The organism is Cupriavidus sp. 01L45 (assembly GCF_056399885.1).
The window spans coordinates 35,536-59,328 of record NZ_JBFTSG010000006.1 but is presented as its reverse complement, the minus strand read 5'-3'; the positions used below and the strand labels follow the sequence as shown (position 1 = coordinate 59,328).

Sequence of the window (23,793 nt, the reverse complement as noted above, 5' to 3'; positions counted from 1 at the left end):
CGCGGCGCGCGACACCCAGGACCGACGCATGCACTCCCAACAAGCACGCCGGCGAGCCCGGCCCGTCCATATGGTGCTGCGGATCTCGATGGCCATGTGCCTGGCGGCAGCCGCCGCCTCCATCGGGGCGCAGGAGCCTTTCGCGCTGTCCGGAACTTTGAAGAAGGCAAGGGAAACGGGTGCTCTCATCATCGGCTACCGGGAATCCTCATTGCCGTTTTCCTACCTGAACCAGATCGGCAGGCCGATCGGGTATTCAATCGACATCTGCGCGTCGATCGTCGAGGCCGCGGGGGAAGAGGTCGGCCGCGACCTGACGATCAAGTGGGTGCCGGTGACGTCCGAGAGCCGCTTCGATGCGATTGTTTCCGGCAAGATCGATCTCGAGTGCGGCTCCACGACACGCAACGCCGAGCGGCAGCAGCGCGTCGCGTTCTCGCCCGTGATCTTCCTGGCGGGGACCAAACTGATGGTGCCGCACGGTTCGCCGATCAAGTCGTTCCGCGACCTGAAGGGCAAGACGGTGGTTGCTACGGCTGGCACGACCAACGTGGACGCCATCGAGCAATTGTCCACGCGCTTCAATCTCGGCCTGAAGATCATCCGCGCTCGCGACCATGCCGACGCTTTCGAGGTCCTGCGGCATCGCGGCGCCGACGCCTATGCGGGCGACGATATTCTGCTGTATGGCTTCCTGGCCAAGTACGGCACGCGCAGCCAGTAYGACGTTACCCGCGAGTTTCTCTCCTACGACCCCTACGGCATCATGCTGCGCAAGGGCGACCCGGAATTCGCCGCCGTCGTCGACAAGGCCGTGCGCAAGCTGAGCACGTCTGGCGAACTCGACCGCCTGTACAAGCAGTGGTTCCTGAACCGGTTGCCGACCGGTGAGCGGCTGGGCATTCCAATGAGCGAACAACTGGAGGAGATCATCAAGGCGGCGCCAGAGCCGACGGAATAGCAATGCGGTGAGGGCCAGGATTCCCGGCCGGATCGATCGATTGCACTCGTGCCCAAGCGAGGCGCGCGGAAACAGCCGATCGCACAGGGCCTTGGCGGTTCGTTTGGCGCGCTAGCACAGAACTGGAGACGATGATCGATGAGGTTCAGCGTGCGACTACCACAATCATTCCTATGCATGCTGAACCGACAACGTAGGCCCGCTGCGCGGGGTTAACGGTGCGTAGCTGTCCATATTCGCCGGTTGCCGGACCGCAATCTGACCCCTGCCAGCAACTTCATCACCACGTAGAACTACGGACCGTGAGACGATGGGCAGCGCCCCCCGTGCCAATATGACGTGCGGACCCGGAACAGCCCGATGATGCTATGAAATGGACGGGTCGTGACGCATGGCCCCGTCTTTGTCGAAGTGCTTCTGTGACTCTCTTCTCCGCCAGCAGCAGAATATAGTTCGGAACTTTTGCATCGATCAAAAGTGCGCCCCAGGCAATCCCGGAATTCCCGTTGAATAACTTCCTTCGGCATATTGTGGCCCTTGGCGATTCGTTCAATTGCCTCGGCCACGGACGAAGGGCGCGCGAGGCAACCGTCTCCAGGACCAAGGACGCCTGTTGGCGGATATCCCAGTGCAACTCCGTTTGACTGAGGCATGATTAGCTTTCAACGGCATCAGTGCCATCTGCCTCACGACAGGATCATGATGACCACCATGCCCGAGATCGTCAGCAGTGTATTGCCGACGGCATAGGGCACCGTGTACCCCAACCCAGGGACCTGGCTCTTGGCGCCATCGCAGATCATGCCCAGCGCTGCCGTGGTGGCACGCGCGCCTGCGCAGGCGCCGAGCAGGATCGCCGGGTGGAAGCGGAACACGAACTTGGCGAGGAGCATGCTAACGGCCAGCGGGATCGAGGTCGCAAGGATGCCCCACAGGAGAAGGCTGATGCCAAGCTTCTGCAAGCCGGCGATGAAACCCGGGCCCGCGGAGATGCCCACCACAGCGATGAAGACGTTGAGGCCGACCGAACTCATGAACCAGATCGTCGGCTCGGGGATGCGGCCGAACGTCGGGTGTATCGCCCGGAACCATCCGAAAATGATGCCCGCAATCAGCGTACCGCCTGCGGTGGAGATGGTTAGCGGAATACCGCCGACCTTCAACACGCTTGCACCGATCAGCGCACCGGCCATGATCGCCAGTGACATCAAAGCCACATCCGTCACGTTGGTTGGCCGGTCGACGTAGCCCAGATGCGTTGCGGTGGCGTTGATATCCTGGATACGGCCCACCAGCGTGATCACGTCGCCGCGATAGAGTTTCGTTTTCGGCAGCACCGGTATCACGGTTTCAGTCGGACCCCGCTTGATATTCTTGAGAAACACGCCACGTGCCCACGGCCAAGTTGCCAACTCCTTCAGTGAATGGTCATCGACCTCCTTGTTCGTGATGTAGATGTCGACGCCMTCTGTCTGCACATTGAGCAGTTCCGCATCGTCGACTTCCCTGCTGCTAGGACCCAAGCGTTCGATCAACTGATTGCGCTTACCGCCGATGGCGACAATATCGCCGGGCGCGAGGCTCGTGTTCAGGTGCGCCTCGATGATCTTGCCATCCCTGCGAATGCGTTCGATAAAGGCGCGATGTCCTTCCGGGGTGCTGGCCTCGATGTCCCCGACCGCCCTGCCGATAAAAGGACTGTCCGGCGCCAATGAATAGGCACGCAATTCGAACTCATGCCATTCCGTGCCAACTTCTCCCGACTCTCCCGCACCAAGTTGTCGCTCGTAATCCCTGCAAGCGGCTACCAGATCAATGCCCAGCAGCTTCGGGCCGATCTGGGCCAGGATGATCGCCGAACCCACGGTGCCGAAGATGTAAGTCACAGCGTAGGCAATCGGCATGCCTTCCAGCAGTTTCCTGGCCTCATCCGGCGGCAGCCCGAGCCGGTTGATCGCGTCAGTGGCAAGCCCCATCGATGCGGAAATCGTTTGCGACCCGGCGAAAAGCCCCGCCGCCGAACCCAGGTCGTATCCCGCCAGGATTGCCGCTCCGACCACCGCCGTCAGTGACAGCACGCAAGAGATCACTGCGAAGATAACCTGCGGTATCCCGTCCTTGGCGATGCCTCGCACGAACTGCGGTCCGACGCTATAGCCCACGGCGAACAGGAACATCAGGAAGAACACAGCTTTCACATTGACCGAGATCTTGACGCCCAGGGTCCCGATGACAATGGCTACGAGCAACGTTGAGGTTACCGCTCCCAGGCTGAAGCCCCTGAAGCTCTTCCCGCCCACCCAGTAACCGACCCCCAACGCAAGGAAAATGGCGATCTCAGGATAGGCTTTTAGCGTTGACACGAACCAGGACATGGCTACGGCTCCCGTTTGCTGCCAAACACGCGTTTTCAGGCATCGCGCTCGTCTTGGTTAAGCTAGCCCATACCGGCACTTGAACATTGATCCATGACAAGGAGCGGAGCGCGACCTCATCTATTGTGGAGTTGATCCGTCGCCTGTGCGCGTGAGAGACAGTCATACATGCGTGTTCTCGGGCGAAAACAATCTCCCACCGGACAAATCGGCCGATGGGTTAATCACTGCGAGAGGTGAATAATGGCCGCCAATCCGGATAAGGTTACTGCTTACGACGAGTTCAATATCAAGATCCCGGAGGATCACTTTCCTAAGTTGGGAATTTCCGCACGCGCCGCTGCGGCGCTCGTGGTCAGCGAGGAATGGACCGATGCGAACCCGATGCTGAACATGTCGTCCTTCGTGACGACCTGGGCCGAGCCAGAAGCCAGGGAGGTTGCCGCTCGAAACATCTTCAAGAACTATATCGATCACGATATGTATCCGCAGGTCTTCGAGATGGAGCAGCGGATGGTGCGCTGGCTGCACCAACTCTGGAACGGGCCCAAGGGCGTGGAGCCATATGGCACTGCAACAGTGGGCTCATCGGAAGCCTGCATGCTGGCTGGCCTGGCACACAAGTGGAACTGGCGGCAAAGGCGTCAGGCGGAGGGCAAAGATGTTTCGCGCCCTAATATGGTGACGGGTGGCAACGTTCAGATCGTCTGGAAGAAATTCCTGCGCTACTTCGATGTGGAACCGCGTATCGTGCCGCTCAAGCCGGGAAACTATCGGCTGACCGCCGAGGATCTCGACAGCTATGTAGACGAGAACACCATTGCCGTCGTCGCCATCGCCGGACAAACCTTTACCGGGGAAGATGACGACATCCAGGCGATTCACGACTGGCTGGATGACTATGAGAAGCGCACCGGAACTTCCGTCCCGATGCATATTGACGGCGCTTCCGGCGGCTTTGTGAACCCCTTCCTTTATCCCGACTACAAGTGGGACTTCAGCCTGCCACGCGTGTTATCCATCAATGCGTCCGGACATAAATACGGCCTGACGCCTCCCGGTCTGGGTTGGGTGATTTTCCGGGAGCGCAAGATTTTCAACGAGGATCTGGTGTTCTACGTGAATTACCTTGGCGGCGAAATGCCAACAGCCACGCTCAATTTCAGCCGCAACGCCTTTCAGGTTGCGGTGCAGTACTACCTGTTCCTGCATCTTGGCTTCGACGGCTACAAGAGAATCATGACGCACACGCTGGACAATGCGATCGCGCTGCGGAAGGTGCTGGTCGATAGTGGGTACTTCGACATCATGAACGAGACGCAACGTATCCCCGTGGTCGCAGTGACGCTGAACAAGAAGATCAAGAATTTCAACGAATTCGATGTCTCAAACAAGGTCCGCGAGCATGGCTGGGTTCTCTCCGCGTATTCCATGCCACCGAATGCCGAGACCGTGACCAGTCTTCGGGTTGTCATCCGGCCACATATCAATCAGACGGTGGCGATGTTGCTGGCAAACGATATTGTCAAAGCCTGTCAATACCTTGAGACGCACGGTGGTAACGCGACTCCTCCCGAACTCCATGCGAAAGAGAAGACCACTCAGGTCAAATGCTAGTTGTCAGCGCAATGTCCGGGCAAGCGTATTTGATTTGGCATGCCCGGGTATCGCCCCGTCTCATAGAGTAGGCCGGAGGCTCCGGCCGATTACTGGTGGGTGGTCCCCGTTGGATCCCGCCCGTATCCCCAGACGCGGCTTCAGGCCGGTGGATAACACCATCGCATGCCAGAACTCTTGCGTTGCGCGGTGCAATATTCTGGGCGATATGCCATGAGTCGACCGGATATGTCGAAGTTCGCAAACCTCTCGCCCTTTGAACTCAAGGACGAGCTGATCAAGCTGGCGGGCAGCGTTTCGAACCGGCTGATGCTCAACGCCGGGCGTGGCAATCCGAACTTCCTTGCAACGGTTCCACGCCACGGCTTTTGGCAGCTTGGGCTGTTTGCCATGATTGAATCGGAACGGTCATTTTCGTATCTCGCGGAAGGCGTCGGCGGCTTTCCCCGGCGCGCTGGCATTGCGGAGCGCTTCGATCTCTTCGCGCGCTATTACCGCGACGCCCCAGGAGTCAAGTTCCTGACCGGCGCCATCTCCTTCGTGCGCGACCAGCTTGGGCTGGATGGCGGAGATTTCCTCTATGAAATGTGCGAGGGCATCCTGGCTTGCAACTATCCGGTACCGGATCGCATGCTCAGGCTCAGCGAGAAAATCGTCTGCCGTGGCAGCAACTGCAAGGTGGAATCTTGGTGCGCCCGGCTGGGATCGAACCAGCAACCCCTGCCTTCGGAGGGCAGTACTCTATCCATTGAGCTACGGGCGCACAGGGTATGACGGGGTACTTCGCAGGCAGCGCGCGAGTGCCGCTGCCGGAAAGTCGCATAGGATACCGTGTTTGTCCGCGGACGTCCATGTCCGGCTCAATCAGGGTGGCGTGGTGACGTCTCTTCCAAGCCGCTTTTGCCTCATGCCATAGGCCTTTGAGGCTATAATCGCGAGTTATTTGTGTAAAAACGGGGCTGCGCAACGTCCACATCAGGTCGGTGGATGGCGGTGGCATACCCCGCTGGCTGGCCCCTTTGGGGACAGTTGACGCCGGATAACAGTCCGATGCACGCAATTGGCCAGGGGGAATTGGCCACCGAGCAAGCGGCCACATAAGCAGCCGATCGCGAGCGGCCACAGGTTTCCTGCAAATTGAGAGTTGAGTATGAGCGACGTCCACAACGCACACGACGAACACGAGTCTCCCATCAAGACCCCCAAGCAGCTGATCGCTGTGGTGATTGCCGCCTTCCTGGTGCCAATCATCGTGATCATCCTGCTGGTCAATTTTGTCGGACACGGCGCCAAGGAAGGCGCGGGCTCCACCGCTACCGTGGAAGCCGTCAATGACCGCATCAAGCCGGTCGCCTCGCTCGAACTGAAGGATCCGAATGCAGCGCGCGTCTATAAGACGGGCGAACAGGTCTACAAGGAAGTCTGCGCCGCCTGCCACGCCACCGGTGCTGCCGGTGCGCCCAAGTACGGCACCGCCGGCGACTGGGCTCCGCGTATCGGCCAGGGCTTCACCGGCCTGCTGAACTCCGTGCTGCACGGCAAGGGCGCCATGCAAGCCCGCGCCGGCACCACCGCCGACGATTACAGCGACTACGAACTGGGCCGTGCCGTGGTCTACATGGCCGACGCCGGCGGTGCCAAGTTCCCGGAGCCCGCAGCGCCCGCTGCTGCCGCTCCGGCTACCGCCGCTGCCTCGGATGCCGCTGCCGCGCCTGCCGCAGCAGCAGCCCCGGCAGCTCCCGCTGCTGCTGCCGCACCGGCTGCTGCTGCAGCGCCGGCTTCCGCCGAAGTGGGCAAGAAGGTCTACGACCAGGTCTGCGCCGCCTGCCACGCCGCCGGTGTTGCCGGCGCGCCGAAGCTGGGCGACAAGGCTGCCTGGGCGCCGCGCCTGAAGGAAGGCATGGACGCCGTTCACGCCTTCGCCCTGAAGGGCAAGGGCGTGATGCCGCCGAAGGGCGGCTACGCCGGCCCGGACGCCGACGTGATCGCAGCGGTCGACTACATGGCCAACGCGTCGAAGTAACCGGCCGGAAATCATCCCGGGGCCACCACGGCGCAAGCGGTGGAACGGACCCGGAGAACAAAAAGCCCGCGGCTCGCCGCGGGCTTTTTGTTTGCCTGCTGCCGGGCGTCAGTGGCTCAGACCACGCGCGAGTAGCGCAGTGGCGCCGGCAGCGGCGTACCTGCATCGGCGCCCGGGGTTCCCGCTGGTGCCACTGCCGGCACCGCGTCCGCAGCCCGCCGCGCGTCTTCACGCAGGAAGCCGTCGAAGACCATCGCCAGCCGGCGCACCAGCAAGCGGCCCAGCGGGGTCACTTCGATGCGGCCGGGCTCGCATCGCACAAGGCCTTCCCCGGCGAGCCGCCCCAGGTCCGCCATCTCGCCAGCGAAGTGCGCGGCAAAGTCGATGCGATGCCGGGCTTCCACCGCTGCAATATCGAGCACGCCGTTGCACATCAACGCACCGATGACTTCACGCCGCAAGTGATCCTCATCGCGCATGGCGAAGCCGCGCATCACCGGCAGCACGCCGCCGTCGAGCACGCGGTAATAATCGTCCAGCGTGCGCGCGTTCTGTACATAGCGGCCCGCCACCGCACCGATCGACGAGACGCCAAATCCAAGCTGGTCATGGCCGGCGTGGGTGGAATAGCCCTGAAAGTTGCGCTGCAGCCGGCCCTCGCGCTGGGCCACGGCCAGCGCGTCGTCCGGCAGCGCGAAATGATCCATGCCGATATAGACATAGCCCGCGGCGGTGAGCTGTTCGATGGTGCCGACCAGGATGTCGAGTTTTTCAGCGGGCGCCGGCAGCGCGCGCTCGTCGATGCGCCGCTGGGGCTTGAACACGTGCGGCAGGTGCGCATAGCTGTACACGGAGAGCCGGTCCGGGCGCATCGCCAGCACTTGCTCCACGGTGGCGGCGAAGCGCGCCGTGGTCTGGTGCGGCAGGCCGTAGATCAGGTCCATGCTGACCGAGCGGAAGCCGAGCCGGCGCGCGGCGTCGACCACTGCCCGGGTTTCGGCCTGCGATTGCACGCGGTGGATCGCTTGCTGCACCTCGGCGTCGAAATCCTGCACGCCCAGGCTGATGCGGTTGAAGCCGAGTTCGGCCAGCAGCGCCATCTGCGCGTCGCCGATCCGGCGCGGGTCGATCTCAATGGAGTGTTCGCCCTCGGGCAGCAGGTTGAAATGCTGGTGCAAGGCATCCATCACGCGGCGCATCTCCGCCGGGTCGAGGAAGGTCGGCGTACCGCCGCCCCAGTGCGATTGCACCACCTCGCGCCGCGCGCCGAGTTGTTGCGCTACCAGCGCCATCTCGCGCGCCAGGTAATCCACATAGCGGGCGCTGCGGCGATGGTCTTTGGTAATGATCTTGTTGCAGCCGCAGTAGTAGCAGATGTTCTCGCAAAACGGCACATGCACATAGAGCGACAAGGGCGGCTGCCGGCCGGCATCCACGCCAGCGCTGGCCGCGCAATCGGCCAGTGCTTGCCGGTAGTCCTGCTCGCCAAAACCGCCATGGAAGCGGTCCGCCGTGGGGTAGGAGGTGTAGCGCGGGCCGTTGATGTCCATGCGGCCGGCCAGCTCGCGGAAGTCCGACAAGGCATGCCGGTCCGGGGCCGAGGCGGCCCGGCCCAGTTGCTTGCTCTTGCAGGCGGCGCCGCAATTGCCGGAGCAGGTGTTCGGCGGACTGGCAATGGAAACGGGGACGGATGCGGTGGCGCGGGCGAGATCAGCCATGGGGCGGCCTTCGTGGTGGATTGGATGGCTCATCGTAGTGGGGGCCGCTCCTGCGCGCGTTGACCGGCGTCAAGTCGTGGCCCATGGCACCAGGGCCCTTGGCCGGCCACCAGCGGCCAGGCCGTCACCAGCGTGCGCCGCGTCATGCTAGCGTCACCTGGACCGGATAGGCTGCCCCGCGCTTGCCGGCTTTCCATCCACCAGCTCAATCCGTCCCTTCGGCCCCCATGCACGCTTCTCCCCTGATTGCGCAGGCGCATTGCGCGCCACAAATGCCGCGCCGCCGCCTGCTGGCCGCCCTCGGCAGCGCTCTGCTGGCGCCCGCCACGTTACTGGCGCAGTCACCCCCGCGACGCCCGCTGGTGATTGGCCACCTGGTGGATCGCGGCGGCGCGCAGGCCGATCTCGCGCGCGACTACCTGGCCGGCGCCAAGGTCATGTTCGACGCGGCCAACGCCGGCGCGCGCGAGCCGCGCGTGGTGCACGTGGTGCGGGAAGTCGAAACCGATCCGCGTGCGGCCACCGCGCAGGCGCTGTCGCTGGTCGACGGCGAGCGCGCCGAACTCCTGTTCGGTCCCAGCGACGCCTTGTTGCCGGTGCTGGCCGCCTCTCCCGAGCTGGCCCGGCGCGGCGTGCAGATCGTCGCGCCCTTATCGGGGCTGTCGCTCGCGGCCGATCATGTCTGGTACACGCGGGCCGACTACCGCGCCGAACTGGATGCGGCGATTCACCAGTTGCGCAGCTACGGGCTCAAGCAGCTGGTGTTGGCCGTGGCGCCGGATTTCGCTGCAGGAAGCCTGGCCGCAGGCACGCCGTGGCGGCGCCGGCTGGAGCAGGAGCCGGGCCTGCAAGCGCTGACGCTGGAAGCCGGCAAGGGCAGCGACAGCGGCGCGGCGGCGTCGCGCATCGCCGCGGCGCGCCCGGCGGCGGTGATCATGGCCGGCGACACGCTGGCCTACGGCAATCTCGGCCGTGCGCTGGCCGCGCGGGGGTGGTACGGCTTCCTAGTGGGCTTGTCCGCGGTCAACCCGCTGGCGGCGCGCGAGATCCTCGGCGCCGGCTATAACGGCGGCATCGTGCTGACGCAGATTGCGCCGGGTCCGCAGGACCTGACCCTGCGCGTGGTCAAGGAGCACGTGGGCCGGATGAAGCAGTTCCTGGACGAGCCCGCTTCACCCGCCACGCTGGCTGGCTACATCGGCGCGGCCTGGCTGGTGCGGGCTGCGTTGTCCGCGCCGCGCGCCGCCACGCCGGCCGACCTGCGGCGTGCCCTGCAGGCCCGCGTCGATGTGGGCGATTTCGTGCTGGATTTCACGCACGGATCGCGCGGCTCTCAATACGTGCAGCTCGCGGCGATGGGCAGCGGAACGGCCCGCTGAATGGTAGCGGCCGCGCACTAGCTGCCGCTCAGGCTCGCGGCAGCACGATCCGCACGCGCAGCCCGCCCTCCGGCCGGTTGGCCAGGCTCAGTTCGCCACCGTGGCGCGAGACGATATCCGCGGCGATCGACAGGCCCATGCCGACCCCGCCGGTGGCGCGGTTGCGCGAGGATTCGAGCCGGTAGAACGGCTCCAGCACGCGCGCCATTTCTTCCGGCGGAATGCCGGGGCCGTCGTCGCAGACGTCGATGACCACGCGCTCGGCGCTGTCGGCCAGCGCGATGCGCGCGCTGCCGCCGTAGCGGTGCGCGTTTTCCACCAGGTTGACCACGGCCCGGCGCAATTCGGCGGGATAGGCCAGCAAAGGCTCGGCGCCGCCGGACAGGCTGACGTCCTGTCCAATCTCCGTGGCGTCGTCCACCACCGCCTGCAACAGGGCATGCACATCCACCCGCTGGCGCGGCGCGGCGGCGCCGTCGCGCTCGCGCAGGTAATACAGCGTGGCATCGATCAGCCCGTTCATCTCGGCGAGGTCCTGGCGCAGGCGATAGCGCACCTGATTGTCGTCGACCCCTTCGATACGCAGGCTCATGCGTGTCAGCGGCGTGCGCAGGTCGTGGGACACCGCGGCCAGGAAACGCGATTGCTGCGCCAGCTGGGTGCGGATGCGCTGCTGCATATGGTTGAAGGCCTTGGCGGCGTCGCGGGCCTCGGCCGGGCCGCTGTCCTCATCCAGCGGCGGCGCGTGCACGTCCTGGGCCAGCCGGCCGGCGCTGCTGGCAAGGCGCTGGACGGGCCTGGCCAGCAGGCGCGCTCCCACCCACGACGCAGCCACGATGGCCGCAAGCTGGAACAGCAGCCCCAGCCGGGGCGGGCCAAAGCCACGGCTGCCGCGCGGCCGGCGTGGCGGCGGCGGACCGCCTTCGCTGCTGCCCGTGCCCGCTTCGGCGCCGGACGGGGGGACTCCCCCGCGGCCCGGTTCGCCCGGCGGTGGGGGCGGAGGCTCGTCGCCGGGGACGAAAGTGAATCCGCTGTGCCCGGGGTGAGGAAAGATGCTCTCGATGACCGTGACGCCGAGCAGGTGCACGGCCAGCATGATCGCCGCCATCACCAGGAACAGGCGGATGAACATGGAGTCATGGCGGGCCACCCAGGCCGGGCGCTCAGCCTTCGGCGGTGCCGGTAAAGACATAGCCTTCGCCTCGGACGGTACGGATCAGCGCCGGGTCGCGCGGGTCGTCGCGCAGCTTCTGGCGCAGGCGCGAGACCAGCAGGTCGATGCTGCGGTCGAAGACATCAAGATCGCGGCCACGCGCCTGGTTGATCAGCAGTTCGCGGTCGAGCACGCGGTTCGGGTGTTCGATAAAGGCCAGCAGCAGGCGGAACTCGGCATTGGACAAGGGCACCACGGTGTCCTCGCCGTCCACCAGTTGCCGCAGCGTGGTATTGAGGCGCCAGTGGCCGAAACGCAGCTCATGGCCGCCCACCGCCGGGGGGCGTTTCACGCCGCCGCCACGGCTGCGGCGCAGTACGGTGTGGATGCGCGCCACCAGTTCGCGCATCTCGAAGGGCTTGGTGACGTAGTCGTCGGCGCCCACTTCCAGCCCGACCACGCGGTCGGCCAGTTCGGTGCGCGCGGTGAGCATGATTACCGGCAAGTCGCCGCGCTCGCGGATTTCGCGGCAAAGCGCCAGGCCGTTTTCGCCGGGCAGGGAGAGGTCGAGCACCACCAGGTCGTAGTCGCGCACGGCCAGCGCGGCGCGCATGGCGGCACCACCCTCCGCGCCATCGGCTTCGATGCCGAAGGTGGCCAGGTACTCGGCCAGCATGGAGCGGATCTGCGGATCGTCGTCGACGATCAGCAAGTGCAAGGGCGTAGCGGGGGAAAGATCCATCGGGTTTCGCAGGAGGCTATTGCGGCGGTTTGCAGCGGAGTTCGCGGCAGGTTTGCGTCGAATCGGGGGGGAACCGGGCTCGGCCGGGCAGCGGCCGCCGCCAGGGATTCACTCTACCAGCCCGGCGTTGCGCCCTGATAGGCGCGTTGTGGCCGCTTTGTATCAGGCACGATACAAAGCCCGCCGCCCGGCGGCCCGCTTTGTACGGCATTGCTTCGGCGCGCTGACCAAGCGCTCAAGCAAACGGGGGCCTGGCTTTTTAAGATGGCATGTCGCCAACCCGCCGCTTTGCACCCGGCAGACCCGCACCGGCGGCCCGGCGCCCCGCTATGCTTGAGCCATCCGCATGGTATCGGCAGCCCGGACCTCTCCCCGCAAGACTTCCACGGAGATTCCCATGACCCAGCCACAAGCCTCGTTACCCCGCTTGTTACCCTCGATCCGTGCCCTGCTATCGCTTGCCGCGCTGTGCGCGGCGTGCGCGCTGGCCTTGCCTGCCCATGCGCTGCAGACCGGCGCGCCGGCCACGGCCGGGCCTGGCCGGCCAGGCCCGGCCGACTCGCTGCGTGACGCGCTGGCACTCACGCCGGCGCAGACAGCCCTCTGGCAAGCCGCCCGCGCCGCCGCGCGCGAGGCGCATGCGCATGCACTGGAACTGCGGGCGCGCTTTATCCGCGAGGAGGGACAGTCCGATGCCACCGGCACGGCCAATGCGCCGGAGCCGTCGCTGCGCGCCCGGGCGGCGCGCGAAGACCACCTGCACGACGCGCTCGACAAGGACCGCCGCGCCGTGCGCGACCGCTGGATCGCCTTTGACGAAAGCCTGGATGCCGGCCAGCGCAAACGCCTGCGCGCCATGCCGGAAGCGGGCCGCTGGCCGGGGCCGGGCGGGATGCCTGGCCTCTTCGCCGGCGGCGCGATGCCCCCGCATGGGCCCGCGCCCATGCCCTGCGCCTTCGGCGCGGACGGCCCGGGCAACGTACCCGGTGCTGCGGGACCTCACCGACAAGGAGCACACGATGCGCAGTAAGCTTGACTCCCCCGGCAGCCGCCGCCGCTTTCTCGGCGGTGTGCTGGGCGGCTCGCTCGGCGCGGGCCTGATCGGGCTGGCGGGCGATACCGCCGCGCAGTCCGCGCCGGCCGCCTGCCTGCTTACGCCGACACTGACCGAGGGCCCTTTCTATATTGACCAGGCGCTGATGCGCAGCGATATCCGCGATGGCCGGCCCGGCCAGTTGCTTCGACTGCGGCTGGTCGTGGTGGATACCGACCGCGGCTGCGCGCCGGTGGCCGGCGCGCTGGCCAGCATCTGGCACTGCGATGCCGGCGGCAGCTATAGCGGCTATGACCAGGCCGGCATGCACGCCGCGCCCACCAGTGCCGCTCGCTTCCTGCGGGGCGTGCAACCCACCGGAGCCGATGGCAGCGCGCAGTTCCTGACGATCTACCCCGGCTGGTACGCGTCGCGCGCGGTGCATATCCATCTGAAGATTCATGTCGGCAAGGAGGAAGTGCTGACCTCCCAGATGTTCTTTGACGAGGCGCTGAACCGCGAAGTGCTTCTCGGCCACCCCGCTTATCGCGCTCGCGGCGCCTCGCCGTACCGGAACAGCCAGGACCCGATTGCCGGCGCGCATCCCGGCCTGGTGCGGGTGCGCCGCTTGCAGGATGCGGCCGGCACGCTGGAGGGCGAGTTCACGATCGGTATCGCGCGAACCTGAGGCAGCCCCCGCTCCTGCCCATCAAAAAAACGCCCCCGGACACTAGAGTACGGAGGCGCGTAACAGGGAAGAAGTCGGGCATCACGGCCCGGCCACCCCGCTCCGAAGGGACGAAGCAGTGCGGCGCCCGGACCAGAACGACAGCCCAGGCACGATCCATGGTAATGAGGCATCAGGCCGGGGTCTTGTCCCGCTTGTAGGGCAATGTATCGGCAGTGTAGGTTCGGGCTTTGTACGTCCGGCGTCGGCTACGCCGCGGTCTTGCCGGGCGTGCCCAGCAAGGCCTTGAGTCCGGCCAGGCGGTCTTTCGGACTCATGGCCGGGGTCTCGTCCTTGATCTCCGGCGCTTCCTCTAGCTTCATCTCGCCGATAAACCGCGAGGGCTGGCATGAGTAGGTGTCGCGCGCGCGCTTGCGCTTCTTGCACCAGCTGATATGCAGGCTGCGCTGGGCGCGGGTGATGCCCACATACATCAGGCGGCGCTCTTCCTCGATTTTCTCGTCGGTCATGTCCTCGTCTTCGCGGCAGTGCGGCAGGATGCCCTCTTCCACGCCGACCAGGAACACGTGCGGATACTCCAGTCCCTTGGAGGCGTGCAGCGTGGACAGGCGCACGGCGTCGGGATCTTCCTCGCGGCCTTCAAGCATGCTCATCAGCGCCACCGTCTGCGTCAGCTCCAGCAAGTTCTTGCCTTCGTCGCCAAAGCCGTCGGCGGTGTCGAAGCCAGTGGCTTCGCCTTCACCCGTGGCCTCGGGCTTGGTGCCCTTGCGCTTGAGCCAGTCGAGGAATTCCAGCGTGTTGGTCCAGCGCGACTGCGCCTGGCGTTCGTCGAACATGTCGTAGAGGTAGGCTTCGTAGTGGATGCCTTCCATCAGGTCGTCCAGCACTTCGGTGGCGGGGTCGCTGGCCGCGCGCCCGGCCAGCCGCACCATCGCCTCGCAGAACACGCGCAGCGGCTCCATCTGGCGCGGCTGCAGCTTGCCCTCGATGCCGCCCATCATGGCCGCCTCGAACAGCGAGACCTTGGCCTGCCCGGCGAAGGTGCCCAGCACTTCCAGCGTGGTGTTGCCCACGCCACGTTTGGGCGTGGTGATGGCGCGGATGAAGGCGGGATCGTCGTCCGGGTTGGCGATCAGGCGCAGGTAGGCGCAAATGTCCTTGATCTCGGCCTTGTCGAAGAAGCTCTGCCCGCCCGACAGCACATAGGGAATGCGCTCGCGGCGCAAGATCTGCTCGAACAGGCGTGCCTGGTGGTTGCCGCGGTACAGGATGGCGTAGTCGCGGAACTGCGCGCGCCGCTCGAACTTGTGCGCCGACAGGCGGAACACCACGGATTCCGCCTCGTGCTCCTCATCGTTCATCGGGTTGATGGCGATGGGGTCGCCCATGCCGTGCTCGCTCCACAACTTCTTGTCGAACAGCTTGGGATTGTTGGAGATGACCGCGTTGGCCGCTTCCAGGATGCGCACGGTGGAGCGGTAGTTCTGCTCCAGCTTGACCACCTTGAGGTCGGGAAAATCGGTCTGCAGCAACTTCAGGTTGTCCAGCGTGGCGCCGCGCCAGCCATAGATGGCCTGGTCGTCGTCGCCCACCGCCGTAAAGGCCGGGGCGCGCAGGTGCGAGCCGCCGGCGAGTTGCTTGAGCAACTGGTACTGGCWGGCGTTGGTGTCCTGGTATTCGTCCACCAGGAAGTAGCGCAGCCGGTTCTGCCAGCGCAGGCGCACCTCTTCGTTGCGCGCGAACAGCTCGGCCGGCAGGCGGATCAGGTCGTCGAAATCCACTGCCTGGTAGGCATGCAGCGTGGCCACATAGTTGCGGTAGATCAGCGCCGCCTGGTGATCGTCGGGGTTTTCGGCCTGGGCGATGGCCGTCTCGGGATCGACCATGCCGTTCTTCCACAGCGAGATGGTGCTCTGCACGCTGCGGATCAGCTTCTTGTCGGTGCTGGCAAGCTGCTCCTGCACCATGCCGAAGCAATCGTCCGAATCCATGATGGAGAACCGCGGCTTCAGGCCTACGTGCTCCGCCTCGGCGCGCAGGATCTGCACGCCCAGCGAGTGGAAGGTGCTGACGGTGATCTGCTTGATCGGAATCCGCTTGCCCTCGCGCGTGGTCTTGCCTTCCATCAGCTTGGCGATACGCTCCTGCATCTCCTTGGCGGCCTTGTTGGTAAAGGTCACCGCGGCGATGTGCTTGGGCTGGAAGCCCTTGTCCTCGATCAGGTGGGCGATCTTCTGCGTGATCACCCGGGTCTTGCCCGAACCGGCGCCGGCCAGGACCAGGCAGGGGCCATCGAGGTAGCGAACGGCTTCGGATTGGGCAGGATTAAGTCCGTGGGTCATGCGAGGGCTGGTGGTGAGGCTGGGTGGCGGGATGTCCGGCAAGGGCGGGCGCGAGGCTCCGCGCGGCACATGGGCAGCACATGCGCGGCCACGGGTGAAGCCTGCGGCACAGGAAAAGCCATCGGAGCCGCAGATGTTAACATGCCCGCGGGCCGCCCCGTCCTCCCGGCCAGCCCGGCAATCGCCCGCGTTGACAAGCCCCCGAGGCTGGCTGTAGAGTCGCGCCATCCGACCGGGAGAGCGCGCAGATCTTGCGCCGCCGAAGGGGTATCACCCGAAAACTCTCAGGCACCATGGACTGGTCGGATCGGCTTGCAACATGCACACGATGCACGCCGTACTCTGGAGAGCGGCACCCGCCATTGCTGAATCAATGGTGAGCGTGCCCACCGAAGGGGCGCGCAAGGCCTGGGTCCTGGTTTAGCCGGGGCCGCCTTGTAATCTCTCAGGTATCGAGGACAGAGGGGTCATCCGCCGCAGCGGATTTGGCAGCGCTATTGCGCGCCGAATCCTGCGGCGGATGGCCCTTTTTTCGTTTTCGAACCGAGATTAGCCTTCCCCCGAGGATTCCATGACGCTCCAGGCCACGCCCCTCAACGCTATCCACCGCGCCCTCGGCGCCCGCATGGTCGACTTCGGCGGCTGGGACATGCCGGTCAACTACGGCTCCCAGATCGAGGAACACCACGCCGTGCGCACGGACGCCGGCATGTTCGACGTCTCCCACATGTGCGTGGTCGATCTCAATGGCGAGCATGTGCGTGCCTTCCTGCGCGGCCTGCTGGCCAACAATGTGGACAAGCTGCAAACGCCGGGCAAGGCGCTGTACTCCTGCATGCTCGACGAAAAGGGCGGCGTCATCGACGACCTGATCGTCTACTACTTCGCCGAGGATCACTTCCGCCTGGTGGTGAACGCCGGCACCGCCAACGCAGATATCAAATGGATCGCCGCACGCAACGCGGCCACCAATAGCGGCGTGAGCATCACGCCGCGCCGCCACGACAACGCGCCCGGCGGCGTGGACCCGCTGGCCATCGTCGCGGTGCAGGGCCCGAACGCCCGCGCCAAGGTGTGGAGCGCCTTTCCCTCGACGCAACCCAGCGAATCCCTGAAGCCGTTCAACGCCGTGGTGGTGCAGGATCCGGCGCTCGGCGAAGTCATGGTGGCGCGCACCGGCTATACCGGCGAAGACGGTTTCGAACTGGTGGTACCGGCCGAGAACGTGGCCGGCCTGTGGGAAAAGCTGATCGCCGCCGGCGTGCGCCCGGCCGGCCTGGGCGCGCGCGACACGCTGCGCCTGGAAGCCGGCATGAACCTGTACGGCCAGGACATGGATATCCACACCTCGCCGCTCAATGCGGGCCTGGCCTGGACCGTGGACCTGCAAAGCGAACGCGACTTCACCGGCAAGGCGGCACTGGTCGCCGGTGGCCAGACCCAGCAGTTCGTCGGGCTGATCCTGCGCGAAAAAGGCGGCGTGCTGCGCGCCCACCAGAAGGTGATCACCCCCGCCGGCGACGGCGAGATCACCAGCGGCACCTTCAGCCCCTCGCTGTCCCAATCCATCGCTTTTGCCCGCCTGCCTCGCGACGTTGCCATCGGCGCCGAGGTGCAGGTCGAGATCCGCGACCGCAAACTCGCCGCGACTGTGGTTAAACTGCCGTTTGTGCGTAATGGCAAGGCACTCGTGAGCTGAACGCTCGCACCCGGTCACAGCGCGCCCGCCGGCGGGTACCCATCGATCATCGTGTATCGGAACCTCCGCCCGGCTGGCGCTGAATAACAAATTGAATCTGGAGCAATCCCATGAATTTCCCCGCCGACCTGAAATACACCGAGTCCCATGAATGGGTGCGCGTCGAAGCCGACGGCACGCTGACCATCGGCATCACCGACCACGCGCAGGACGCGCTGGGCGACATCGTCTTCCTGGAACTGCCGGAAGTGGGCAAGTCGGTCGGTGCCGGYGACGCGCTGGCCGTGGTGGAATCGGTCAAGGCCGCGTCCGACATCTACGCCCCGGTGGCCGGCGAAGTGATCGCCGTCAACGATGCCGCCGCCGCCGCGCCCGAGAGCGTCAATGCCGACGCCTTCGACGCCTGGCTGTTCAAGCTCAAGCCGGCCAACAGCGACGACGTGAACGGCCTGATGTCGGCCGACGCCTACAAGGCCAACGTCGGCGCCTGATGCCAGATCGTCATTCCCGCGCCACGGGAATGACGGACAAAGACTGCCGCGACGCGGACCGGGCCGACCACCCGCCGCACCGCTCCCACGAGATTCTTGCCATGAACGCCCCCCTGCCCATGACTGCCGCCCAAGTTGCCCGGCCCACGCTGGCCGAACTGGAGGCGCGCGACGCCTTCGCCTCCCGCCATATCGGCCCCGATGCCGCCGAGCAACAGCACATGCTCAAGGTGCTCGGCTATGACAACCGCGCCGCGCTGATCGACGCCGTCATCCCCGCCGCCATCCGCCGCCGCGACGGCATGCCGCTGGGCGAGTTCACCGAGCCGCTGACCGAGGAAGCAGCGCTTGCCAGGCTGCGCGGGCTGGCGAACAAGAACAAAGTACTCAAGAGCTTTATCGGCCAGGGTTACTACAACACCCTGACGCCGGGCGTGATCCTGCGCAATATCTTCGAGAACCCGGCCTGGTACACCGCCTACACGCCCTACCAGCCCGAGATCTCGCAAGGCCGCCTGGAAGCCATGCTGAACTTCCAGCAGATGGTGACCGACCTGACCGGGCTGGACATCGCCAACGCGTCCATGCTGGACGAAGGCACCGCGGCCGCCGAGGCCATGACCCTGCTGCAGCGCGTCAACAAGCACGCTTCCRATACCTTCTACGTGGCCGAYGACGTGCTGCCGCAAACGCTGGAAGTGGTACGTACCCGCGCCCTGCCGCTGGGCATCGAGGTCAAGGTCGGCCCCGCTTCGGAAGCCGCCGGCGCCCATGCCTTCGGGGTACTGCTGCAGTACCCCGGCGTCAATGGCGATGTCGCCGACTACCGCGCCATCGCCGATGCCGTGCACGCCGCCGGCGGCCTGGTGGTGGCTGCCGCCGACCTGCTGGCGCTGACCCTGATCGCCGCGCCCGGCGAATGGGGCGCCGACGTGGCGGTGGGCAACTCGCAGCGCTTTGGCGTGCCGCTCGGTTTCGGCGGCCCGCACGCCGGCTACATGGCGGTCAAGGATGCCTTCAAGCGCTCCATGCCCGGCCGCCTGGTGGGCGTGACCATCGACGCGCAAGGCAACAAGGCCTATCGCCTGGCCCTGCAGACGCGCGAGCAGCATATCCGCCGCGAGAAGGCCACCTCGAACATCTGCACGGCGCAGGTCCTGCTGGCCGTGATGGCCTCGATGTACGCCGTGTACCACGGCCCGCAAGGCCTCAAGCGCATCGCGCAGCGCGTGCACCGCCTGACCGCCACGCTGGCCGGCGGCCTGCAGCAGCTCGGCTATGCGCGCACCAACGCCGACTATTTCGACACGCTGACCCTGGAAACCGGTTTCAACACCGAAGCCCTGCACGCATCGGCAACCGCCCGCGGCATCAACCTGCGCCACGCCGGCGCCACCCGCATCGGTATCTCGCTGGACGAAACCACCTCGCGTGAAGACGTCGTCACCCTGCTGGAAATCTTCGCCCACGGCAAGCCGGTGCCCGATTTCGACGCGCTGGAAGCCGCCGCGCAGGACGCCTACCCGGCCGGCCTGGCGCGCCAGAGCGCCTACCTGACCCATCCGGTGTTCAACACGCATCACGCCGAGCACGAGATGCTGCGCTACCTGCGCATGCTGGCCGACAAGGACCTGGCGCTGGACCGCACCATGATCCCGCTGGGCTCGTGCACCATGAAGCTCAACGCCACCAGCGAGATGATCCCGGTGACGTGGCCCGAGTTCAGCAAGGTGCACCCGTTCGCGCCGCTGGACCAGACGGTCGGCTACCGCGAGATGATCGACCAGCTCGAAGCCATGCTGTGCGCCGCGACCGGCTACGCCGCGGTGAGCCTGCAGCCCAACGCCGGCTCGCAAGGGGAATACGCCGGCCTGCTGATCATTCACGCCTATCACGCCAGCCGTGGCGAAAGCCATCGCGACATCTGCCTGATCCCSTCCTCSGCCCACGGCACCAACCCGGCCTCGGCGCAGATGGCCGGCATGAAGGTGGTGGTGGTGGCCTGTGACGAGAACGGCAACGTCGACCTGGAAGACCTGGCGAAGAAGGCGGAACAGCACAGCAAGAACCTCGCCGCCATCATGATCACCTACCCGTCCACGCATGGCGTGTTCGAGCAGGGCGTGCAGCAGATCTGCGATATCGTGCACAAGCACGGCGGCCAGGTCTACGTGGACGGCGCCAATATGAACGCCATGGTCGGCACCGCCGCGCCGGGCCAGTTCGGCGGCGAYGTSTCSCACCTGAACCTGCACAAGACCTTTTGCATCCCCCACGGCGGCGGCGGCCCGGGCGTTGGCCCGGTGGCGGTCGGCGCGCACCTGGCGGACTTCCTGCCCAACCAGGACAGCGTGGGCTATCGCCGCGACGACCAGGGCATCGGCGGTGTTTCCGCCGCGCCGTTCGGCTCGGCCAGCATCCTGCCAATCTCGTGGATGTACATCGCCATGATGGGCTCGGCCGGCCTGACCGCCGCCACGGAGAACGCCATCCTGGCCGCCAACTACGTGGCCCGCCGCCTGTCCCCGCACTTCCCCGTGCTCTATACCGGCCAGCACGGCCTGGTGGCGCACGAGTGCATCCTGGATCTGCGCCCGCTGCAGAAGAGCACCGGCATCTCCAACGAGGACGTGGCCAAGCGCCTGATGGACTACGGGTTCCACGCCCCGACCATGAGCTTCCCCGTACCGGGCACGCTGATGATCGAGCCGACCGAAAGCGAAGCCCTGCACGAGCTGGACCGCTTTATCGACGCCATGATCGCCATCCGCGCCGAGATCGGCCGTGTGGAGGACGGCAGCTTCGACCGCGAGGACAACCCGCTGAAGAACGCGCCGCACACCGCCGCCGTGATCACCGCCGATGCGTGGGAGCACAAGTACACGCGCCAGGAAGCCGCCTACCCGGTGGCCGCGCTGCGCACGCAGAAGTACTGGCCGCCGGTCGGCCGTGCCGACAACGTGTACGGCGACCGCAACCTGTTCTGCGCGTGTGTGCCGATGAGCGAGTACGCTGAGGAGTAAGCTGGTGGATGCCGGGGTTGCGGCCGTCGCGGCAACCCCGGCACTTCGCCAGCGCGCTATGCTCGGTGTGGATGCGCGGCCACCCGGCCGTGCCCGGCAAACGGAGCACGCATGTGGAATCTCAGCGCCCCATGGTGGGAATTCGTCCTGCGCGGACTGATCGTCTACGGCAGCCTGCTGGTGTTGCTGCGGCTTTCCGGCAAGCGCCAGATCGGCCAGCTCACGCCGTTTGACCTGGTGCTGCTGCTGGTCCTGTCCAACGCGGTGCAGAACGCCATGAACGCGGGAGACAACTCGGTCACCGCCGGCCTGATCCTGGCCGTGACGCTGATCGCGGCCAATCTCGGGCTGGCCTGGCTAAGCTGGCGCAGCCGGCGCTTCGAGGATGTGGTCGAAGGGCGCCCCGAGATACTGATCCACGAAGGCAAGGTGTTTCCCGACGTGATGAAACGCGCCTTCATTACGCGAGACGACCTGCACAAGGCGCTGCGCCATGYCGGCTGCGAGCGCGTGAGCGATGTGCATTTCGCCATCCTCGAAAACGACGGCACCATCAGCGTGATGGCGAAGAAAGACGCCCCACCCACCCCCCAGGACGCTGCCACCTCGCTGTGGCGCGCCCCCGATAACGACATCGGCAACTCGTCGGTCTGAGACCGGCGCGTAGCCAACCAGGAGCCTTGCCGTGGCTGTCAGCGTTTTCGACCTGTTCAAGGTGGGCATCGGCCCCTCCAGTTCCCACACCGTGGGCCCGATGCGCGCGGCCCTGATGTTTGCCCAGGGCCTGGCGCGCGACGGCCTGCTGCCGCAAGTGGCCAGCGTACGCATCGAGCTGTACGGCTCGCTCGGCGCTACCGGGCGCGGCCACGGCACCGACAAGGGTGTGATCCTCGGCCTGCAGGGCGAGGCGCCGGACACCATCGATCCCGACACCATCGAGCTGCGCCTGGCCGCGCTGCGCGCCAGCCGCACGCTATCGCTGCTGGGCACGCACCCCGTGCCCTTTGTCGAGAAGGAACACATCGTCTTCTACCGCCGCGAGGCCATGGCCGAGCATCCCAACGGCATGAAATTCCATGCCTTCAATGCCGGCGGCGAGCCCATCCGCGAGGGGCGCTACCTGTCGGTGGGCGGCGGCTTCGTCATCACCGCCGGCGCGGCCAACACGCAGATCCTGGAAGCTGACCAGCAACTGCCGTACCCCTTCCGCAGCGGGCGCGCCATGCTGGAAATGGCGGCCGCCAGCAAGAAGAGCATCGCGCGGATGATGATGGAGAACGAGTGCGTGTGGCGCAGCGAGGCCGAGGTCAACGCCGGCCTGCTGCAGATCTGGGCCGTGATGCAGGCCTGTGTGGCACGCGGCTGCCGTACCGACGGCGAGCTGCCGGGACCGTTCAAGGTCAAGCGCCGCGCCCCCGAACTGTTCCGCAACCTCACCGAGCACGCCGAGCGCGCGCTGGCCGATCCGCTCTCGGTCATGGACTGGGTCAACCTGTACGCGATCGCCGTCAATGAGGAAAATGCAGCCGGCGGCCGGGTGGTCACCGCGCCAACCAACGGCGCGGCCGGCATCATCCCGGCCGTGCTGCATTACTATGACCGCTTCGTGCCTGGCGCCAACCCGCAGGGCGTGATCGACTTCCTGCTTACCGCCGGCGCCATCGGCATGCTCTACAAGCTCAATGCCTCGATCTCGGGTGCCGAGGTGGGCTGCCAGGGCGAAGTCGGCGTGGCCTGCTCGATGGCCGCCGGCGCGCTCGCCGCGGTGATGGGTGGCACGCCCGAGCAGGTCGAGAACGCAGCCGAGATCGGCATGGAACACAACCTTGGCCTGACCTGCGACCCGGTTGGCGGGCTGGTGCAGATTCCCTGCATCGAACGCAATGCCATGGCGTCGGTGAAAGCCGTCAACGCCGCGCGCATGGCGTTGCGCGGCGACGGCATGCATTACGTGTCGCTGGATTCGGTCATCAAGACCATGCGCGAGACCGGCGCCGACATGAAGACCAAGTACAAGGAAACGGCGCGCGGCGGGCTGGCGGTGAATATCGTGGAGTGCTGAGCCCGCTTCCCGTTCCTTCTTCCACTGCCACGCTTTCTGCTACGCTTGCCGGGCATCCACCCACTTCACCCACTTGGAGTCCGGCATGGTCAGAATCAGTTTTCTCTACCCGCACAGCAAGGGCGGCAAGTTCGACATGGACTACTACCTGCAGCGGCACATGCCGCGCGCCATCGAACTGTTCAGCGCGCAACCCGGCTACCGGGGCGTGGCGGTGGAGCGCGGGCTGGGCGGCGGTGCGCCGGGCTCGGATCCGGCCTACACGGTGATGTGCCATTTCCTGTTCGAATCGGTGCAGGACTTCGTTGCCGCCGCAAAGGCCGCCGGCACCGAGCTGCAGCTCGACATCCCCAACTACACCGATGCGGTGCCGGTGGTGCAGATCAGCGAAGTGGTGTCCGTCGCTTGACGCGATTGCCGCCCCAGCCGCAGCAGCCCACCCAACTTATCCACAACCGTTTCGTCCACCCCAGGCCCGGCCTGCCCG

General features: G+C 65.8%; 17 protein-coding genes, 1 tRNA gene, 1 pseudogene and 2 riboswitches. Of the genes and pseudogenes, 13 read left to right on the top strand and 6 right to left on the bottom strand.

Features of this window, described 5'->3' with window-relative positions; translation table 11 throughout:
- The first annotated feature begins 88 nt into the window (after nt 1-88).
- Nucleotides 89-961, top strand: a complete 873-nt coding sequence (locus tag AC1DT6_RS05720; protein WP_441634526.1) for an amino acid ABC transporter substrate-binding protein — start codon at nt 89-91, stop codon at nt 959-961.
- Between the two features lie 686 nt (nt 962-1,647).
- Here the strand turns inward: AC1DT6_RS05720 and aspT are convergent.
- Entirely contained in the window at nt 1,648-3,336 is a 1,689-nt protein-coding gene (aspT, locus tag AC1DT6_RS05715; protein ID WP_477114548.1) for an aspartate-alanine antiporter, read from the bottom strand.
- A gap of 243 nt (nt 3,337-3,579) precedes the next feature.
- Between aspT and gad the strand changes: the two genes are divergently transcribed.
- Complete coding sequence (gene gad, locus AC1DT6_RS05710) at nt 3,580-4,953, top strand: glutamate decarboxylase (protein ID WP_441634516.1); 1,374 nt, start codon at nt 3,580-3,582, stop codon at nt 4,951-4,953.
- 213 nt (nt 4,954-5,166) lie between these two features.
- Nucleotides 5,167-5,610 (top strand): annotated as a pseudogene (locus AC1DT6_RS05705) (bifunctional aspartate transaminase/aspartate 4-decarboxylase); the annotation flags it as partial.
- A 30-nt stretch (nt 5,611-5,640) separates the two neighbouring features.
- Here AC1DT6_RS05705 and AC1DT6_RS05700 read toward each other — a convergent pair.
- Nucleotides 5,641-5,716, bottom strand: a tRNA-Arg gene (locus AC1DT6_RS05700).
- A 387-nt stretch (nt 5,717-6,103) separates the two neighbouring features.
- Here AC1DT6_RS05700 and AC1DT6_RS05695 point away from each other — a divergent pair.
- Nucleotides 6,104-6,976, top strand: coding sequence for a c-type cytochrome (locus tag AC1DT6_RS05695; protein WP_441634518.1), 873 nt, complete (start codon nt 6,104-6,106; stop codon nt 6,974-6,976).
- 116 nt (nt 6,977-7,092) lie between these two features.
- On the opposite strand, the gene hemN is transcribed toward AC1DT6_RS05695, so the two are convergent.
- A complete protein-coding gene (gene hemN, locus AC1DT6_RS05690; protein WP_441634528.1) occupies nt 7,093-8,526 on the bottom strand; it encodes an oxygen-independent coproporphyrinogen III oxidase in 1,434 nt (477 codons plus the stop codon).
- Between the two features lie 395 nt (nt 8,527-8,921).
- On the opposite strand from hemN, the gene AC1DT6_RS05685 reads away from it, so the two are divergent.
- The gene (locus AC1DT6_RS05685; protein WP_441634520.1) at nt 8,922-10,073 is read left to right on the top strand and encodes an ABC transporter substrate-binding protein; all 1,152 of its coding nucleotides are present in this window, start codon (nt 8,922-8,924) and stop codon (nt 10,071-10,073) included.
- A 28-nt stretch (nt 10,074-10,101) separates the two neighbouring features.
- On the opposite strand, the gene AC1DT6_RS05680 is transcribed toward AC1DT6_RS05685, so the two are convergent.
- Nucleotides 10,102-11,265, bottom strand: a complete 1,164-nt coding sequence (locus AC1DT6_RS05680) for an ATP-binding protein (protein ID WP_477102464.1) — start codon at nt 11,263-11,265, stop codon at nt 10,102-10,104.
- Entirely contained in the window at nt 11,237-11,968 is a 732-nt protein-coding gene (locus AC1DT6_RS05675) for a response regulator (RefSeq protein ID WP_441634524.1), read from the bottom strand. Before AC1DT6_RS05675 ends, AC1DT6_RS05680 begins: the two co-directional genes overlap by 29 nt.
- 397 nt (nt 11,969-12,365) lie before the next feature.
- Between AC1DT6_RS05675 and AC1DT6_RS05670 the strand changes: the two genes are divergently transcribed.
- Both AC1DT6_RS05670 and AC1DT6_RS05665 read left to right on the top strand, forming a co-directional pair.
- Complete coding sequence (locus AC1DT6_RS05670) at nt 12,366-12,998, top strand: hypothetical protein (protein ID WP_477102463.1); 633 nt, start codon at nt 12,366-12,368, stop codon at nt 12,996-12,998.
- On the top strand, nt 12,988-13,689 hold the full coding sequence (locus AC1DT6_RS05665) for an intradiol ring-cleavage dioxygenase (RefSeq protein WP_441632271.1): 702 nt from the start codon (nt 12,988-12,990) through the stop codon (nt 13,687-13,689). Before AC1DT6_RS05670 ends, AC1DT6_RS05665 begins: the two co-directional genes overlap by 11 nt.
- A 248-nt stretch (nt 13,690-13,937) precedes the next feature.
- Here the strand turns inward: AC1DT6_RS05665 and AC1DT6_RS05660 are convergent, their stop codons facing one another.
- On the bottom strand, nt 13,938-16,031 hold the full coding sequence (locus AC1DT6_RS05660; protein ID WP_477114547.1) for a UvrD-helicase domain-containing protein: 2,094 nt from the start codon (nt 16,029-16,031) through the stop codon (nt 13,938-13,940).
- A 223-nt stretch (nt 16,032-16,254) separates the two neighbouring features.
- A riboswitch (glycine riboswitch) is annotated at nt 16,255-16,342 on the top strand.
- Nucleotides 16,343-16,363: 21 nt separating this feature from the next.
- Nucleotides 16,364-16,503, top strand: a riboswitch (glycine riboswitch).
- Nucleotides 16,504-16,602: 99 nt separating this feature from the next.
- Here AC1DT6_RS05660 and gcvT point away from each other — a divergent pair.
- The 6 genes from gcvT (at nt 16,603) to AC1DT6_RS05630 (ending at nt 23,715) form a co-directional block, all read left to right on the top strand.
- A complete protein-coding gene (gene gcvT, locus AC1DT6_RS05655) occupies nt 16,603-17,730 on the top strand; it encodes a glycine cleavage system aminomethyltransferase GcvT (protein ID WP_441632267.1) in 1,128 nt (375 codons plus the stop codon).
- 110 nt (nt 17,731-17,840) lie between these two features.
- On the top strand, nt 17,841-18,221 hold the full coding sequence (gcvH, locus tag AC1DT6_RS05650; RefSeq protein ID WP_035873078.1) for a glycine cleavage system protein GcvH: 381 nt from the start codon (nt 17,841-17,843) through the stop codon (nt 18,219-18,221).
- Nucleotides 18,222-18,322: 101 nt separating this feature from the next.
- Nucleotides 18,323-21,244: an aminomethyl-transferring glycine dehydrogenase gene (gene gcvP / locus AC1DT6_RS05645; protein WP_477114546.1), complete on the top strand. Its 2,922-nt coding sequence runs from the start codon at nt 18,323-18,325 to the stop codon at nt 21,242-21,244.
- Between the two features lie 111 nt (nt 21,245-21,355).
- Nucleotides 21,356-21,898 (top strand): DUF421 domain-containing protein, encoded by a 543-nt coding sequence (locus AC1DT6_RS05640; RefSeq protein ID WP_477114545.1) that lies wholly within the window; start codon nt 21,356-21,358, stop codon nt 21,896-21,898.
- Nucleotides 21,899-21,929: 31 nt separating this feature from the next.
- Complete coding sequence (locus AC1DT6_RS05635; RefSeq protein ID WP_441632262.1) at nt 21,930-23,306, top strand: L-serine ammonia-lyase; 1,377 nt, start codon at nt 21,930-21,932, stop codon at nt 23,304-23,306.
- A gap of 85 nt (nt 23,307-23,391) precedes the next feature.
- Nucleotides 23,392-23,715: an EthD family reductase gene (locus tag AC1DT6_RS05630; protein WP_441632260.1), complete on the top strand. Its 324-nt coding sequence runs from the start codon at nt 23,392-23,394 to the stop codon at nt 23,713-23,715.
- Nucleotides 23,716-23,793 lie beyond the last annotated feature (78 nt).

Excerpts from the sequence above, each read along its gene's own strand:
- AC1DT6_RS05675 (WP_441634524.1), bottom strand. The coding sequence starts at position 11,968 with ATGGATCTTTCCCCCGCTACGCCCTTGCACTTGCTGATCGTCGACGAC.
- AC1DT6_RS05680 (WP_477102464.1), bottom strand. The coding sequence starts at position 11,265 with ATGTCTTTACCGGCACCGCCGAAGGCTGAGCGCCCGGCCTGGGTGGCC.
- AC1DT6_RS05695 (WP_441634518.1), top strand. The coding sequence starts at position 6,104 with ATGAGCGACGTCCACAACGCACACGACGAACACGAGTCTCCCATCAAG.
- AC1DT6_RS05630 (WP_441632260.1), top strand. The coding sequence starts at position 23,392 with ATGGTCAGAATCAGTTTTCTCTACCCGCACAGCAAGGGCGGCAAGTTC.
- gad (WP_441634516.1), top strand. The coding sequence starts at position 3,580 with ATGGCCGCCAATCCGGATAAGGTTACTGCTTACGACGAGTTCAATATC.
- gcvT (WP_441632267.1), top strand. The coding sequence starts at position 16,603 with ATGACGCTCCAGGCCACGCCCCTCAACGCTATCCACCGCGCCCTCGGC.
- hemN (WP_441634528.1), bottom strand. The coding sequence starts at position 8,526 with ATGGACATCAACGGCCCGCGCTACACCTCCTACCCCACGGCGGACCGC.
- AC1DT6_RS05685 (WP_441634520.1), top strand. The coding sequence starts at position 8,922 with ATGCACGCTTCTCCCCTGATTGCGCAGGCGCATTGCGCGCCACAAATG.
- AC1DT6_RS05665 (WP_441632271.1), top strand. The coding sequence starts at position 12,988 with ATGCGCAGTAAGCTTGACTCCCCCGGCAGCCGCCGCCGCTTTCTCGGC.
- AC1DT6_RS05670 (WP_477102463.1), top strand. The coding sequence starts at position 12,366 with ATGACCCAGCCACAAGCCTCGTTACCCCGCTTGTTACCCTCGATCCGT.